14 protein-coding genes are annotated in these 15,261 nt (G+C 64.2%); 7 read left to right on the top strand and 7 right to left on the bottom strand.

Translation table 11 applies throughout. From position 1 onward, the window contains the following. Positions 1–2: 2 nt before the first annotated feature. Entirely contained in the window at positions 3–308 is a 306-nt protein-coding gene (locus GNH96_RS02310) for a response regulator (protein ID WP_228719981.1), read from the bottom strand. Between the two features lie 83 nt (positions 309–391). Between GNH96_RS02310 and GNH96_RS02305 the strand changes: the two genes are divergently transcribed. Next, a complete protein-coding gene (locus GNH96_RS02305; protein WP_228720078.1) occupies positions 392–838 on the top strand; it encodes a hypothetical protein in 447 nt (148 codons plus the stop codon). 13 nt (positions 839–851) lie between these two features. Here the strand turns inward: GNH96_RS02305 and GNH96_RS15950 are convergent, their stop codons facing one another. Continuing rightward, positions 852–1,673, bottom strand: a complete 822-nt coding sequence (locus tag GNH96_RS15950; RefSeq protein ID WP_228719980.1) for a SixA phosphatase family protein — start codon at positions 1,671–1,673, stop codon at positions 852–854. A 9-nt stretch (positions 1,674–1,682) separates the two neighbouring features. On the opposite strand from GNH96_RS15950, the gene GNH96_RS02295 reads away from it, so the two are divergent. The 5 genes from GNH96_RS02295 to ppnN all read left to right on the top strand — a co-directional run bounded on the left by GNH96_RS02295 (position 1,683) and on the right by ppnN (position 7,966). Further along, complete coding sequence (locus GNH96_RS02295; protein ID WP_228719979.1) at positions 1,683–3,203, top strand: glucan biosynthesis protein; 1,521 nt, start codon at positions 1,683–1,685, stop codon at positions 3,201–3,203. Beyond that, positions 3,200–3,679, top strand: coding sequence for a hypothetical protein (locus tag GNH96_RS02290; RefSeq protein WP_169601904.1), 480 nt, complete (start codon positions 3,200–3,202; stop codon positions 3,677–3,679). The genes GNH96_RS02295 and GNH96_RS02290 overlap by 4 nt, the downstream gene beginning before the upstream one ends. A gap of 15 nt (positions 3,680–3,694) precedes the next feature. Continuing rightward, positions 3,695–5,734, top strand: coding sequence for a glucans biosynthesis glucosyltransferase MdoH (gene mdoH, locus GNH96_RS02285; protein ID WP_169601902.1), 2,040 nt, complete (start codon positions 3,695–3,697; stop codon positions 5,732–5,734). 65 nt (positions 5,735–5,799) lie between these two features. Further along, positions 5,800–6,348, top strand: a complete 549-nt coding sequence (locus tag GNH96_RS02280) for a uracil-DNA glycosylase family protein (RefSeq protein ID WP_169604555.1) — start codon at positions 5,800–5,802, stop codon at positions 6,346–6,348. 253 nt (positions 6,349–6,601) lie between these two features. After that, positions 6,602–7,966 carry a nucleotide 5'-monophosphate nucleosidase PpnN gene (ppnN, locus tag GNH96_RS02275; protein ID WP_169601900.1) on the top strand — a complete coding sequence of 455 codons (1,365 nt, stop codon included), beginning with the start codon at positions 6,602–6,604 and terminating at the stop codon, positions 7,964–7,966. 13 nt (positions 7,967–7,979) lie between these two features. On the opposite strand, the gene GNH96_RS02270 is transcribed toward ppnN, so the two are convergent. Both GNH96_RS02270 and argS read right to left on the bottom strand, forming a co-directional pair. After that, the gene (locus tag GNH96_RS02270; RefSeq protein ID WP_228719978.1) at positions 7,980–8,546 is read right to left on the bottom strand and encodes an SPOR domain-containing protein; all 567 of its coding nucleotides are present in this window, start codon (positions 8,544–8,546) and stop codon (positions 7,980–7,982) included. Positions 8,547–8,620: 74 nt separating this feature from the next. Further along, positions 8,621–10,381 carry an arginine--tRNA ligase gene (argS, locus tag GNH96_RS02265; protein WP_169601896.1) on the bottom strand — a complete coding sequence of 587 codons (1,761 nt, stop codon included), beginning with the start codon at positions 10,379–10,381 and terminating at the stop codon, positions 8,621–8,623. A 131-nt stretch (positions 10,382–10,512) separates the two neighbouring features. On the opposite strand from argS, the gene GNH96_RS02260 reads away from it, so the two are divergent. Beyond that, positions 10,513–10,713, top strand: a complete 201-nt coding sequence (locus tag GNH96_RS02260; RefSeq protein ID WP_169601894.1) for a hypothetical protein — start codon at positions 10,513–10,515, stop codon at positions 10,711–10,713. Here GNH96_RS02260 and GNH96_RS02255 read toward each other — a convergent pair. Genes GNH96_RS02255 through GNH96_RS02245 form a run of 3 tightly spaced genes read right to left on the bottom strand, consistent with a single transcriptional unit; the run spans position 10,710 to position 15,252 of the window. Then, positions 10,710–12,461 (bottom strand): BatD family protein, encoded by a 1,752-nt coding sequence (locus tag GNH96_RS02255; RefSeq protein ID WP_169601892.1) that lies wholly within the window; start codon positions 12,459–12,461, stop codon positions 10,710–10,712. The genes GNH96_RS02260 and GNH96_RS02255 overlap by 4 nt on opposite strands. Before the next feature lie 2 nt (positions 12,462–12,463). Continuing rightward, positions 12,464–14,269, bottom strand: coding sequence for a VWA domain-containing protein (locus tag GNH96_RS02250; RefSeq protein WP_169601890.1), 1,806 nt, complete (start codon positions 14,267–14,269; stop codon positions 12,464–12,466). Further along, on the bottom strand, positions 14,266–15,252 hold the full coding sequence (locus GNH96_RS02245; RefSeq protein ID WP_169601888.1) for a vWA domain-containing protein: 987 nt from the start codon (positions 15,250–15,252) through the stop codon (positions 14,266–14,268). Before GNH96_RS02245 ends, GNH96_RS02250 begins: the two co-directional genes overlap by 4 nt. Between the last annotated feature and the right edge of the window lie 9 nt (positions 15,253–15,261).

Below are 15,261 nucleotides of genomic sequence, written 5' to 3'. Positions count from 1 at the left end.
CTTCATTGCCGTGCCAGGGCTTTACGCACGACCGACTCGACGCGGTCTAGGCACAGGGGGCGGACCAAATAGTCGATCGCGCCCTGATTCAGGGCGGCGACCGCGCTTTCATCGGAGCCGTAGGCTGTGACTACGATGACGGGGGTCGCGTTGCCCATCACCTTGAGTGCCGCCAGAAGGCCGAGTCCGTCCAGCTCCGGCATGTTGATGTCGGTGACAATCAGGTCGATGGCGTGTTTGCCGATTTGTTCCAGAGCCGATTTGCCATCGATCTGTTCTCCAAGCACGCCACCGGCCTCATGTTGCATGGCAGGTTCCCCGTGTCGGACCGGCGCATGGACCATGCCCCGGACGGTCTGTACGGGTCGTTTGCGGTATTATTTTGATCGCCGTGCGCCGGTTGCTCCTGGTCCTCATCCTCATATCCTGGCAGACGCTTGCCGGGGCGGAGGAGTCCATTGCCGTGGTCACCTCGGCCGGCAGCCGGCTGGACAAGCTGTCGCTCGACACGGTCAAGCTCATCTTCAAACGCAAGAGCATGGTGGACGCGTATGGCGGCCGCTGGGTTCCGGTGAATCTGCCCGCCGCGCATCCGCTGCGGCGGCTTTTTTCCCTCACCGTGTTCGATGCTCTGCCGGAGGAAATGGAGGAATACTGGAACGAGCGGTATTTCCAGGGCATCAATCCGCCCGAGGTGCTGTCGTCCGAGGAGGCCGTGCTTCGCTTCGTCGCTGCCACGCCGGGGGCCGTCGGCTACGGACGGGCGGCTCAGGTCGATGCGCGAGTGAAAATCCTATTGTTGGTCCAGTCGGCGGGCGATCTCGGCGAGCCCCCTTGAGAAACTCGAAGGTTCAGGGCGACAGGTGTTTCTTGGGGTAGTCGAGGAATTTCAGCCGTCCTGCACCCTCCATGACATGCGCCCAGCTGTCGACCGGAAACTCGATCGCTACGATGCCGCAGGTGGGCATCTCGCCCAGATTTTCGCCAGTCAGCCGGGATGCGGCTTCGGATAAGCCCGGATTGTGGCCAACCAGATAAACCCGCTCGTCATCATCACTCAGCGTTTGCACAAGCGCGGCGATGGCCTGGCCGCCGCCGAGATATACCCCCTCTTCGATAACGATGGCGTCTTTGTCATAGCCGACTTCCCCGGCGATCAGGCGCGCGGTTTTCCGGGCGCGTCGCGCAGGGCTGGACACGATGCGATCCGGTTCCAGGCCCCGAAACCGGAGCAGGCTTCCCATGAAAGCGGCATCGCGTTTCCCTCGCCCATTGAGAGGCCGGTCACGGTCGGTGAGCGAGGGATCGTCCCAAGCGGATTTCGCGTGCCGAATCAGTAGCAGTTCCTTCAAAGGCCTTTCCCTCTTCCAAGATCGACTGTCGGTGCTCAAGTTCTGGTTATCGCCGCCCCGTTGTATACTATGAATCGCACGACGTGCCAACGTGCAAGCATTTTTATATCCAACGCCGTCGGCGATGACATGCCGGGCGCTTTGACCGCTGTCGCCGTATCCGTAGCAATCCCCGCCCGGTGGCGCGTCGGTTCTTCCATTGTTTGCCGGCAATCTCAGACTGGTTTTTTTGCAACTCTCTTGGCGAGTACGATTCCATTGAACAGACGCACCGGGATGCTCCTGTATCTGTGCCTGGCATGGGCAGGCGGTTTTGCACATGCGGGCCCCGTGAGACAGCCCGCCCTGGTGCCGGCGCCGAGTGCAACCCCGGTTCCGCCGCCGCAGTCCGCAGAGGAACACAAGCCCTTTGGTTTCGGTGTGGTGGAGCAGCGCGCGCGCGCCTTGGCCGCCCAGCCGTATGTCCGTGACGACGGCGGGGTGCCGGAATTCCTGGGGAAACTGGATTACGATCAGTACCGCGACATTCGCTTCAAGGCCGACAAGGCGCTTTGGCGCGACGAGGGACTGCCCTTCCAGGTTCAGTTGTTCCATCGTGGATTCATGTTCAAGGACCGCGTCGTGATCAATGTGGTCGGCAACGGCGAAGCGACCCGCCTGGCTTATTCGCCCGAGTTGTTCGACTTCGGCAAGAATCCGGTGCCGGGTCCTCTCGATGCCGATCTCGGCTTCGCCGGCGTGCGGTTCCATTACCCGCTGCGGCGCAACGAAGTTTTCGACGAGGCCAGCGTATTCCTGGGCGCCAGCTATTTCCGGGCCGTGGGTTTGGGCCAGACCTATGGTCTCTCGGCCCGCGGGCTCGCCGTCGACACGGGACTGACCAAGGCGGAGGAGTTTCCGATCTTCCGGGAGTTCTGGATCGAGAAGCCGGCGCCGGGGGGGGCCGAACTGGTGATATATGCGCTCATGGACAGTCCGAGCGTCACCGGAGCTTATCGCTTCGTGCTGCGGCCCGGGCTCGACACCGCGATGGATGTGACTCACCATCTCTATTTCCGGCGCAAGGTCGAACGTCTGGGGATCGCTCCGCTGACCAGCATGTTCTTCCACGGCGAGAACACAGACCGCTTCGCCGACGACTTCCGTCCCGAAGTCCATGATTCCGACGGTCTCCTCGTGTCGCGCAGTAACGGCGAGTGGATCTGGCGTCCGCTGAACAACCCGCGCCACCTGCGGATCAGCGTCTTCCGGGACGAGAAGCTCACCGGTTTCGGCCTGCTCCAACGCGACCGCGGATTCGATCATTACCAGGACCTGGAAGCGAACTATCATCGTCGGCCCACGTCCTGGGTCGAGGCCGTGGGCGACTGGGGTCCGGGTGCGATTTACCTCATCGAGATTCCGAGCGATGCGGAAAAATACGACAACATCGTTTCGTTCTGGGTGCCGGATCAGCCCACCGATGCGGGCAAGGAAATGAGTTTCTCGTACCGGCTGCATTTCACTTCCGACGAGCTGATGGCACCGCGTTCCGGCAAGGTTCAGGCGACCCGCATCGGCGCCGGCGGCACCAACGCCCAGGATGGGAGCAGGCGGAAGTTCGTGGTCGATTTCGTCAGCGAAACCCTGAAGCTGTATGGCGAGGACGCCAAGATCGAGGCGGATGTGAGTACCTCCTCTGGAGCCATCCGAGATGCCGTCGTCCACAAGAATACCGAGACTGGCGCCTGGCGTCTGAGTTTCGAGCTGGAGCCCGAGAAGGACAAAGATCCGGTCGAATTGCGCGCGGTGCTGCGCGCCGGCAAGGATGTGCTCACCGAAACCTGGCTGTACCAGTGGAGCGCTCAATGAGCGCGGAGCCCGCAGCCGTTTCCACCTTCATGGCATCGGAATCGACCGGGCATGGAACTTCCGAGATCGGAGAAACCGTCAAGTCGTATCTTCAGCGCTTGCGATTCCGGGACGCGGCTCTCATCGAGCGGCTGGCCGCGGAATGTGTCGAACGTGCGCGTCGGCGCGTCGCCAGGCACGACTCCGCTGAACTGCTGCGGCGAGCCATCGAGGAAGCCCAGCGGCGTCTGGACCAGGCGCTGGCGCGGGCGCTGGGCGTCAATGTCAGCCGCGAGCCCTCGCTGATCGCGGGCGCCCGCGCCGCCTTGCTGCTGGGGGACTTGGGGATCAGCGCCGACGAGCTGTACCAGAATTCCGCAGTCAATCCGGAACTCACCTCCCGCTTGCAGCGGCATTACCCTGTGCCCCAGCCGCCCGAGGCGCCGGGGGCAATGCCTCGGCAGAAGCTTCGCTTCTTTCTTTTCAAGTCCGTCTGATTCGTCAAGATCCACATGGCCGTTCATTCGTCGATGCCCCGCCGGCCCAGGCTGTTCCGTAGAACCGTGTTCCTGACCCTGGTGACGCTGACGACCTTCGCTGCCATGTTCATGATCACCAGCGCTTTCCAGCAGAACGGCCTGACACCCCAGGAGTTGGTGCTGCTGCTACTGTATACCTTGCTGATTCTGTGGATCAGCACATCGTTCTGGACCGCGACGATCGGCTTCCTGGTGCTGCTGTTCGGCGGCGACAGCCAGTCGATCAGCCGCTTGCCGCCGTTGGCATCGCCGGAACCGGAGGCGACGCCCTCGCGTACGGCCATCGTCATGCCGATCTATAACGAGGATCCGCACCGGGTGTTCTCGGGCCTTGCGGCAATCTGGCAATCCCTGCTGGAAACCGGGCGCTCCGAGGGTTTCGAGCTGTTCATCCTCAGCGATACCCGCGATCCGGAGACTTGGCTTCAGGAGGAAACCCACTGGTACCGCCTGTGCGAGGAGTTCGACGGGCACGGCCGCATCTTCTACCGCAACCGCGAAAAGAACGTCGCTCGCAAGAGCGGCAACATCGAAGATTTCTGCCACCGCTGGGGCAACCGTTATCGCTACATGATCGTGCTCGATGCCGACAGCCTGATGAGCGGCGAGACGCTGGTGCGCATGGTGGACCTGATGGAAGCACATCCCAACGTCGCGCTGATCCAGTCCCCCCCCTTGCCGGTCAACCAGAAGTCGCTGTTCGCCCGGATATTGCAGTTCGCCAGCAGCCTGTATTCGGACATCTTCACGGCGGGGTCGTCCTACTGGCAGCTCGCCGACAGCAATTACTGGGGCCATAACGCCATCATCCGTCTCCAGCCCTTCATGAAACACTGCGGACTGCCCAAGCTGCCGGGCCGCGAGCCTTTCGGCGGCGAAATCCTCAGCCACGATTTCGTCGAGGCTGCCTTGCTGCGGGAGGCAGGATGGGAAGTGTGGCTGGCCTATGACCTGAGCGGCAGCTACGAAGAACTGCCGCCTACCCTGATCGACTACGCCAAGCGCGACCGGCGCTGGTGCCAGGGCAATATGCAGCACGTCCGAATGGTTTTCGCTCGGGGCTTGTCCGGCATCAGCCGGCTGCACCTGGTGATGGGCATCATGTCCTACCTCTCGTCCCCGCTGTGGCTGCTGTTCCTGCTCATCACCGGCTTCGATGCCTATATCCGCAGCCAGACCCTGCCAGTGTACTTTTTCGGCGACAACATCTTCCCGGTCTGGCCGGAGTCCTATGCCGTGGAGATGACGACGGTGCTGCTGGTCACACTGGCGATGCTGTTCCTGCCCAAGCTCTGGAGCCTCATCCTGCTCTTCACCCGCAACCGCCGCAAACTCAAGGCCTTCGGCGGCGTAGTCCGGGTGACGTTCAGCGTGTTATTCGAAAGCGTGTTTTCGATCTTCACCGCCCCGGTGCTGATGCTTTATCAGAGCAAATTCGTGATCTCCATTCTGGCCAGGAAGAGCGTGGGCTGGCCGCCGCAACAGCGGGACGCGCACGGCCTGAGCTTCAAGGAAGCGTTCCTCGCCCATGGCGGACAGACGCTGGTCGGGTTGGCCGCCGGCGCAGTCAGCTACTACTACGTTCCCAGCTTCTTCTGGTGGTTCACGCCGGTTCTCGCAGGCCTTGTTTTCGCCATCCCGACTTCCATGATATCCAGCAGCGCCGGCCTGGGCCTCTTTGCCCGCAGGCTGGGGCTGTTTCTGACGCCGGAAGAATCCCGCGCTCCCCGGGTGATCGAGCTTCTGCACCAGAACCTCGAGCGCGAGTCCCGAGCTGAGGAAAGTGGCTACGGCAAAGTCGTCGATCCCGCCACCTGCGCGCTGCACGCGGCATTGCTGCCGCAGCGGCTACCGAAGAAGCGTCTGCGCCATCAACTGCATGCGCTGATGTATCAACTGGTGGAGGAAGGCCCGGAAACGCTCTCGAGCGCAGAGAAGCGCAGCCTGATTTCCGATCCGGACACTCTGATGCGCTTGCACACCTTGGCCTGGAGCCGCGGCGAAACCCATTGATGGCTATTTCGGCGGCGATCGGCGAGCATCAGGCCGCCTTGCGGCGGTGCAGCCGCTGCCCCGGCATGGTGCCGCCGGTGGTCATGGGCGAGCCCGTCGCCTCGCCGGTGTACCTGGTGGGGCAGGCGCCCGGAGCGAAAGAGGGCGTGCTCGGCAAGCCGTTCGCCTGGACCGCGGGGAAGACGATGTTCCGCTGGTTCGCCGGCATCGGCCTCGATGAGGAGGCATTCCGCGAGCGGGTGTACATGGCGGCGGTGTGCCGCTGTTTTCCCGGCAAGAACCCCAAGGGCGGGGACCGTGTTCCCGATACGGACGAGATCGAACAGTGCTCGGTCTGGTTGCGGGCGGAAATCGAACTGCTCCGGCCCGGCCTGATCATCCCGGTGGGCAGGCTTGCGGCAAGCCGGTTTCTGGCGTTCGGGCAGCTCGCCGACATCGTGGGGAAGCAGCACCGTAGCGAAGGCCTGACGGCGGACCTGATTCCCCTGCCGCACCCTTCCGGTGCTTCCACTTGGCACCGCCGCGAGCCGGGCAAGACACTGCTTGAACAAGCTCTGGCCCTGATCGAAAAACATCCCGCGTGGCGCTCGATCCGTGACTGGCGTGCTCGCTGATGGGGCATTTTTTCGAAGTTGTGCACAATGGGCCCGGGCCGCTCGGTTTATTGACGATCTTTACCCATCGGTGGCGATACCTTCTTAAGGTATTGTCTCAAAAGGGAAATTATAAGGATTTTGGATTTGGTGGCGCGATGACTGGGGCAATTGACAAACCGGCTCAGGCATATCCCGCATTTTTCCCACAAAGTTATCCACAGGTTTTCCGCACGTCGCGGCGACACTTCTCACCGTCCTCCGAAGGGGTCCCATGTCCAGCATCACTGTCCAAGTCAGCCCGGAAGGCAGCCTCGAAGTCCTGTCCAAGCTCGAAGTCGGAAAGCTGCTCGACAGCAGCGAAAGCGCTCTCCACGAACTGTTCCGCAATTGTTCGCTGGCGGTGCTGAACTGCGGCGGCCAGGTCGACGACAGCAAGGCGGTGTTCGAGAAGTACCGCAACTTCGACATCCGCGTTCTCCCGACGGCGCGCGGCGTGCGCCTGGAGCTCATCAACCCGCCGCAAAGCGCGTTCGTGGATGGTGAAATGATCCGTGGGATACGCGAGCACCTGTTTTCGGTGCTGCGAGACATCGTCTATACCCGGTTCGAGATCGTCGGCGATCCGAAGTTCGATCTGTCCGAGTCGCGGCATATCACCGACGCGGTGTTTCACATCCTTCGCAACGCCAACGGTCTCGTGCCCGATGTGCCGCCCAACATGGTCGTGTGCTGGGGCGGCCATTCCATCGACCGCGGCGAATACGAGTACACCAAGGAAGTCGGTTACGAACTCGGCCTTCGGGGGCTGGACGTGTGCACCGGCTGCGGACCGGGTGCGATGAAGGGGCCGATGAAGGGTGCCACCATCGCCCACGCCAAGCAGCGTATCAGAAGGCCTCGCTACGTCGGCATCAGCGAGCCCGGCATCATCGCCGCCGAACCGCCCAATCCGATCGTCAACGAGCTGGTCATCATGCCGGACATCGAAAAGCGCCTGGAGGCCTTCGTGCGGGTGGGCCACGGCATCGTGGTATTTCCCGGCGGCGTGGGTACGGCGGAGGAGATCCTGCACCTGCTCGGCATCCTGATGCATCCGGAAAACAAATACCTGCCGTTTCCCCTGGTCTTCACCGGGCCTCGTCAGAGCGCCGGCTATTTCGAGCAGATCGACCGGTTCATCGAGGCGACCTTGGGGCAGGAAGCACGGAAGCGCTACGAGATCGTGATCGGCGATCCGGCGCAGGTGGCCCGGCGGATGCGGGAAGGCGTCGATCTGGTGCGGCAGTTCCGGCGCCATCACGACGATGCCTATTATTACAACTGGCTGCTCCACATCGAGCCGGCATTCCAGACGCCCTTCGTGCCGAGCCACGAAAACATGGCCGGCCTCGCCTTGCACCGGGACCAGCCCGCCCATGCGCTGGCGGCGAACCTGCGGCGGGCGTTCTCCGGCATCGTCGCAGGGAACGTGAAGGCGGAGGGCATTCGCCGGATCGAGCAGGAAGGTTTGTTCGAAATCCGCGGCGATCATTCGATCCTTGATCCGCTGGACGAATTGCTTGCGACCTTCGTGGCGCAGAAGCGGATGAAACTGCCGGGGACGACATATGAGCCGTGCTACAGGCTGGTGGCTTGAAGCGTGGGGGTGCTCAATGCTTGGTAGCGGGGGGGGTGGCGCGGGGAGTCATTTTCTGCACTACGCTGTCGATCCCGTTCTTCTTGAGGAACGAACGCAGGCGGTCGGCGTCGGCCAAGCTGTCGTAGGGACCGACCTTCACGCGGAACCATTCGACGTTTTCTATTCTTACGCTTTCTAGCCGCGCCTTGACCTTGAGCTTGATCAGGTCGGTGCGCATTTTTTCGGCGTCGGCCCGCGAGCGGTAGGAGCCCGCCTGAACGATGTAGCCACCGCCGGGGGGCGACTTGCCCTGTTCTTCCTCGCGCTTGATGGTCCGGATTTCCGCTTCCGGGATGATTTCTTCCTTTTCCGACAATATCTTGTAAAAGGTGAAGCGCGGCGGATTGGTTTTCTTTCCGGGGCTTGGGGCGGGTGTTTCCTGGCTCTTGGCTTCGCTTGTATCCCCGGTTTGTCTCGATTGACCGGGGGCGGGACGGGTTTCCGGCGGCGAGACTTTTACATCTGTCCCGGCTTGTTTGGCAAGGATGAAATAGGTTCCTCCGCCGGCGGCGAGGCACGCCGCGGCGAAACCGGCCACCAGCCAGCCGCGCTTGCGCCGGCGCCGCGCCTGACGGTACCCGGGAACCCTGTGTTTGTAATCCTTTGGCATGTCTACATGGTTTCGGGCGCGGACACGCCCAGCAAGCCGAGACCGTTGGCGATGATCTGCCGCACGGCGTCGATCAGATTCAGACGGGCATCCCTCAGGTTCCCGTCCTCGACCAAGAACTGGCAGCTATTATAGTAGCCGTGGAATTCGGCGGCGAGTTCACGCAGATAATGCACCAAATGGTGCGGCGCGTATTGCAGTGCCGCCTGTTCCACCACCTCGGGATAACGCGACAGGGTGCCCACCAGCGCGAGTTCGTGCGCTTCGTTCAGCCGTTCGAGCTGTTCCATGCCCCGCCCCAGATTCCGCGCCCAGCCCTTTTCGTCGAGCTGCCGGAACACGCTGCACACCCGGGCATGGGCATACTGCACGTAATAGACCGGGTTTTCGTTGGTGCGGGAAGTGGCCAGCTTGAGGTCGAAATCCATGTGCTGGTCGGACTTGCGCATCACGTAGAAGAACCGCGCCGCGTCCTTGCCGACCTCGTTGCGGAGCTGGCGCAGCGTGACGAATTCGCCGGAGCGGGTGGACATCTGCACCCGCTCCTCGCCGCGGTACAGCACAGCGAACTGCACCAGCAGCACTTCCAGTTTGTCGGCATCGCCTCCCAAGGCCTGGATGGCGGCCTTGACGCGCGGGATGTAGCCGTGGTGGTCGGCGCCCCAGATGTTGACGATGCGGTCGAAGCCTCGCTCCAGCTTGTTGAGGTGATAGGCGACGTCGGAGGCGAAATAGGTGGTCTGGCCGTTCTCGCGCACCAGCACCCGGTCCTTTTCGTCGCCCAGCCGGGTGGAGGCGAACCACTGGGCGCCGTCCTTCTCGTAGACGTAGCCCGAGTCCTTGAGCTTCTGCAGGCCGCGCTCGACCGCGCCGGTTTCGGTCAGGCTCCGTTCGGAGAACCATTCCTGGTAATGCGTGCCGAATTCGCCCAGATCGTCGCGGATGTCGTCGAGGATGCTGTCCAGCCCGGCGGCGAACACCTCGCGGTAGCGCTCGGGGCCGAGCGTGTCCTTCGCCTTGCGGACCACCGCGTCGATATAGTCTTCCTTGTCGCCGCCCTGGGGTTCGTCCGGCGGTAGCCCGGCCAGGACGTCATCCGAGGAAATCCGGTAGCGCTCGCCCTGGGCGCGGTGGAGGTCCGCTGCTACGTCGCGCACGTATTCGCCGCGGTAAGCGTTGGCTGGAAACGGCAGGACTTCGCCGCAGTTTTCCAGATAGCGCAGCCAGACGCTGGCGGCCAGGATGTCCATCTGCCGCCCGGCGTCGTTGACGTAGTATTCCCGGTGGACGTCGAAACCGGCCGCTTCGAGCAGGTCGGCGACCACCGCGCCATAGGCGGCGCCGCGGCCGTGGCCGACGTGCAGCGGTCCGGTGGGATTGGCGGAGACGAATTCGACCTGCACCCGCTGCCCCGCGCCAATCTTGCTGCGGCCGAAGCCCGGACCCTGGGCGTGTATCTCGGCGATGATCCGGTACAGGGCGGCCGGGTCGATGAAGAAGTTGATGAAGCCGGGTCCTGCGATTTCGGTGCGGACGACCGCCGGGTCATCCGGCAACGCGGAGCAAATCTTCTCGGCCAGCTGGCGTGGATTGCTGCGCGCGGGTTTCGCCAGCAGCATGGCCGCGTTGGCCGCGAAATCGCCGTGGGCCGGATCGCGGGTGCGTTCGACGATGATCGGGACTTGCGCTTCCGCGGGAATGTCGCCGGCGGCGTGCAGTCGATCCAGTGCGGTGCGGAGCAGGTTTTCCAGACGCTTTTTCATGCGCGTGACAAGGGGAAACGAGGAGTGGTGAAAAAGGATTTATTATCCTATAAAGGACAGCGTTCGGCGTTACCGCGTTCCGGCTTGGGTTCGCCGCAATCGACGATCCTTATCGAAAAATGGAGCGTATCATGACCACTCAGGACATTTTCCACCGGCTCCGCGTGGGGCTCTCGCTGGTCGTCGGCTTCGTGTCGGGCAAGCTGTTGGCCGGACATTTCCAGCACCACCCTTCCGAATTTTTCATCGGCGGCTTTCTGCTCGGCGTCATTTTCACCCAGGGGCTGTACTGGGTCATCGAAACCTTGTCCGGCGACCGGACGTCGGACTAAGGCGTGGCCTTCGCCGCCGGATGCAGGGATGCGAGTTCTGGCAAGCCCCGGTTTTCCTGCCTCGCTTTGCCCAGATCGGTGGTCACGATCGCCGCCCACAGCAGCTCTCCCTTCCATGCTTCCCGTGGATGGCCGTAGAGCGCACGACCCAGAGCCTGGACGGCGGTTTTCAGCTCGCCTTCGGAGTGTGAGGCGATTCCTTCCAAGGAGGCTTCGTGATCCGGCCAGCGCAGCGCGGCCCAGTCGAGCAGGGCTCGGCGGGTCCGTTCGGGATCGTTGGCGGCACAGGCTTCCTTCAGTTCGCGCATGCACTGTCTGTCGGACGGCCTGCCGTTTTCGGGCGTTTTTTTGGCGGGTTCCTCATGCGCCCTAAGGGTCGATCGCCACCACAGGCCCGCCGTGATCAGCCACCCTACCGCCAGAACGATGCTGAGCCAGAACCATACCGGAGAGGCAGCCATAGCGGGTTCCGCCGCCTCGGGGTGGACGGAGGCAGGCGCGGTGCTGCCTGGTTCGGCGGGCATCGACGGCACCGCTGTCGGGACCGGCTGGACTCGTCTCGCGGCGCCGGCGCCGACCTCGATCACACGTTCGGGCAGGCGCGCCACTTCCATTTTTTCGGTGGCGATGTTCCACCACGGCACTTCGATCGCAGGAAGAGCGTAGCGGCCCGGTTTGTCGGGTATCAGCGCGGTTTTTTCCTGGCGGGTGCTGAACAGCCCGCTGCCTTGGCGCTGCTCGTCCAGGGCCGGTTGATCCGGGTAGCTGCGAATTTCCGCCGGCAACCCTGCCGAGCTCAGCTCCGGCAGCACCCCGACTGTCGCGCCTCGCGCCTTGAGCGTGAGGGTCCGGGTGAGGGGCTGGCCCGCCTCGACCTCGGCGGTGTCCGGCGACAAGGTTTCCTCCAGCGTTACGCTTTCCGCGGGCAGCCAATGTTTGCCGGAAAACGCCGCCGGCGCCGGCCGCACCTGCAGTTCGACCGGTTCGGACTGCAGGCTGACGGTTTTCGCCGGGCGCCCGAAGAAGGGGATCATTCCGCCCCGTCCGCCAGCCTGAACTTCGGCATCCAGGGTCAGTGGCGGGATACGCAGGGTGCCGCTTTTCTGCGGAAAAATCGCATAGCGGATTTCGGTGGCCGCGTAGGTGTTGCCGTGACGTTCCGTCGAGAAATTGCGCTTGTCACCCAGTTGCTGGACCAGCGCGTCGGGAACCTCCAGGGGGCTCAACCGGGCGCGCCCCAGATTGGTCCGGTAGAGCACGCGCACGGTGTAGATCGCCTGCGCCTGGACATAAGGGTTTTCCGGCGCGACGTCCACTTCGATCAGAAGCGCATCGTCCCCGCCGCTGCGGGCTTGCCCCTGCACGGCTCGATCCGTGACCGTGACAGTGGCGGACTTGGAGCGGTCGGCGCCGAAAGCGATGGACGGTACCGTCAGTGTGCCGGCGTGTTTGGCGATGACCGATACGGTCCATTCGAGGGTGCGGCTGAGCTTGCCGTCGACCATCGATATCTGGCTGTTCCGGCTTTGGCCCAGCACCCGGAAATCCCGGTTCAGCGGCGTGAAATCCGGTTCGTCGTCGGGCGATTCGTCGGCGCTGAAGGTGAGGTTGAAGGATTCGTCGATGGGTACCGGGTCGCGATCGGCCGTGACGGTGATTTCCACAGCCATGCCGGTGCCGCTCAGGCCCAGGTACAGCAGCAGGCCCAGGATCATCAGGCGCCATGCCTGCCTGCGTCGTTTCGCCATGTTCATTGCCCTCCCGAGCGCTGCTGGCGCTGGCGGTATTGATAGAGGAACTTGCGCCGAAGCAGGCCGCCGGGGTCGTCCGGGATGCGTTTGAGCCATTGCTCGGTGGCCTGTTCCTTTTCGTCTTCGGATCGGGATTCGGCTTGCGGCATCTGCTGCTCCTGGTTCCCGCCTTCCTCGCCGGCCTGTTCCTGCGGCTGGGGCGATGGCGGCGGAGGCTGCTGGTGCCCCTCTGCCGTTTCGTGTTGCTGTTCCCGGTTTGGTTCACCGGCCTGTTCGGCCGCTTTTTCGTCCGGCTTGGGGTGTTCCCGGGACTGATCCTGGTCGGATTTTTGGCCCTGAGGATTCTCCTGGTCCTGGTTGCTCCCGTTCGGGTCCTGTTGGTCCTGCTGCTGGTCCTTCTGTTCCTGATCCCGGTTCTCGGAATCGGATCGCGGCTTCTGCTGTTGTTGCTGTCGTTTCAGGGCTTCTTCGACCGCTTCGCGGTTGTGGCGGGCGTCTTCGTCATTGGGATCGAGCCGGAGGGCTTGATCGTAGGCCTTGAGCGCATCGGACAGTTTGCCGGCCCGGGCCAGGGCGTTGCCCCGATTGTAGGCGGCATCGGCTGTGTCCAGTCCCTCCAAGGACTTGGCCGCTTCCTCATAGTTGCCGGCGCGGTACTCGGCCGCGCTTTGCCAGGCCGGATTCCGGAAGGTCCGGGCGGCCTCGTCGAATTGTCCGGCTTGGAAGGCTTCCGCCGCCTGCTGGTCCGGGGTCTGCCAGAGCCCTTGCCAGTCCAGTGCCTCTGCCGGACGCGGCAACGGCAGGCCGAGCACCAGGACGGCCAGCCAGCCGCGGCGGAAGCCCAGCGCCGCCAAAGGCAGGACCAGCAGCAGCAGCCAGGGGCCGCGGTCTTCCCACAGCGCCAGTTTCATGGCGGCTTCGACGCCTTCGTTGAGGCGGGAGTTCTGCTCGAAGAACGAGGCCAAGGCATCGGTGGCCGTGGCGCCGGCGCTCAGTTCGAGGTAGCGCCCGCCGCCCTGTTCGGCCAGCTGGCGGAGAGCGGATTCGTCCAGACGCGACAGCTCGATCTCGCCATTGGCGGCTTTGCGGAAGCCGCCGTTGCGCAGCGGAATCGGGGCGCCCGCTTCGGTGCCGACACCCAGCACCGAGACCCGGAAACCCTCGCCCCGCAGTCGCGCCGCCGCGGCTTCGGCCGCCGGGTCCGTCTGCACCGCGGCCAGCAGGATGTCGCCCCGGCCGAAACCGCCATCGCGCAGGAGCTGGGCGGCCAGGGTCAGGGCTCGCTCGACGTCGTGGCCTGCGGTCGGCACCAGGTCGGAACTCAAGGCCGGGAGCTGGGCGTCGATGGTGTCGACGTCGTCGGTCAGCGGCGTGACGGTGAAGGCATCGCCGCCGTAGACCAGCAGCGCCGTCTGGCCGTCCTTGCGGTGCTTCAGCAGATCGGTCACGGCATAGCGCAGCCGGGTCAGGCGCGAGGGCTGGAGGTCCGCCGCGTCCATGGCCGGGGAGAGTTCCAGCGCGATCACCAGCGCCGACTGGCTGCGGAATCCCGGCGTCTGCTGGCGCTCCCAGGCGGGGCCGGCCGCGGCCAGCACCGCCAGCGTACCGGCCATCGCGCCGAGCCACCAGGACAGCCTGCCGGTCCGGCCGGCCGTGCCGATCAGCAGATGCGGCAGCAGGCCACCGTCGCAGACTTGGGTCCAGTCGCCCTCGCCCTGCTCGCGGCGGCGCCAGTACCAAAGCGCCAGCACCAGAGGAATCCAGGCCGCCAGCCAGAGCGGACGGAGGAAATGGAACTCGTTCATGCGGCGTTCCTCCCGCGCAGCCACAACGCGCTCACGCCGGCCAGCAGCGCGAGTCCCAGCGGCCAGGGATAGAGTTCGTCCCGGGGGCGGAAATACTGGGCGTCGCGCGAGGAGGGTTCGAGCTGGTCCAACAGGGCATAGATCTGATCCAGTTCCTCGGTGTTGCGGGCGCGGAAATAGCGTCCCCCCGTCTTTTCCGCGATGGCCGTCATCGTGGCCTCGTCCAGGTCCTCGGAAGGGTTGACCCGGCGGGTGCCGAAAAAGTCGCGCACGATCATCTCGTCCGCGCCGACGCCGATGGTGTAGATCTTGAGCCCTTCCCGCGCCGCCAGTTCGGCGGCCTGCAGCGGCTGCACCTGGCCGGCGGTGTTGGCGCCGTCGCTGAGCAGGATCAGCACCCGCTGGTCGGCTGGATTGTCGCGCAGGCGCTTGATCGCCAGGCCGATGGCATCGCCGATCGCGGTCTTGTCGCCGGCCAGGCCGATCACGGCCTCGTCGAGCAGGTTCTGGACGGTCTTGCGGTCGAAGGTGAGTGGCACCTGGAGATAAGCCTGTTCACCGAACAGGATCAGCCCGACCCGGTCGCCGGTGCGCCGCTCGATGAAAGCGGTCGCCACCCGCTTGACCGCCTCGAGCCGGTTGGAGACCTCGCGGTTGACCACGAAATCCTCGATGTCCATGCTGCCGGACAGGTCCACGGCCAGCATCAGATCGCGTCCGCTCACGGTCTGCTCGATCGGCTCGCCCAGCCACTGCGGCCGGGCCGCCGCCGAGACCAGCAGCAGCCAGCCCAGCGCGGCCAACGCCAGCGGGGCACGGCTGCCCGGCGCGGCGGGGCCCGCGGTGCCCAAGTCGGCGAATTCTCCGGCGAAGGCGACGCGCAGCACCCCGCCGCCCCCGCGCGGCGCGGGGCGCCACGCCCAGTAAACGAGGAGGGGTAGAGGCAGGGCGAGAAATAGCAGGGGCCAGGCGAATTCGAACATGGATGCGGG

Origin of the sequence: Methylococcus geothermalis (assembly GCF_012769535.1) — a bacterium.
GTDB lineage: Bacteria > Pseudomonadota > Gammaproteobacteria > Methylococcales > Methylococcaceae > Methylococcus > Methylococcus geothermalis.
Note: the sequence above shows the minus strand (reverse complement) of the source record. Positions and strands in the feature narration are given on the sequence as shown.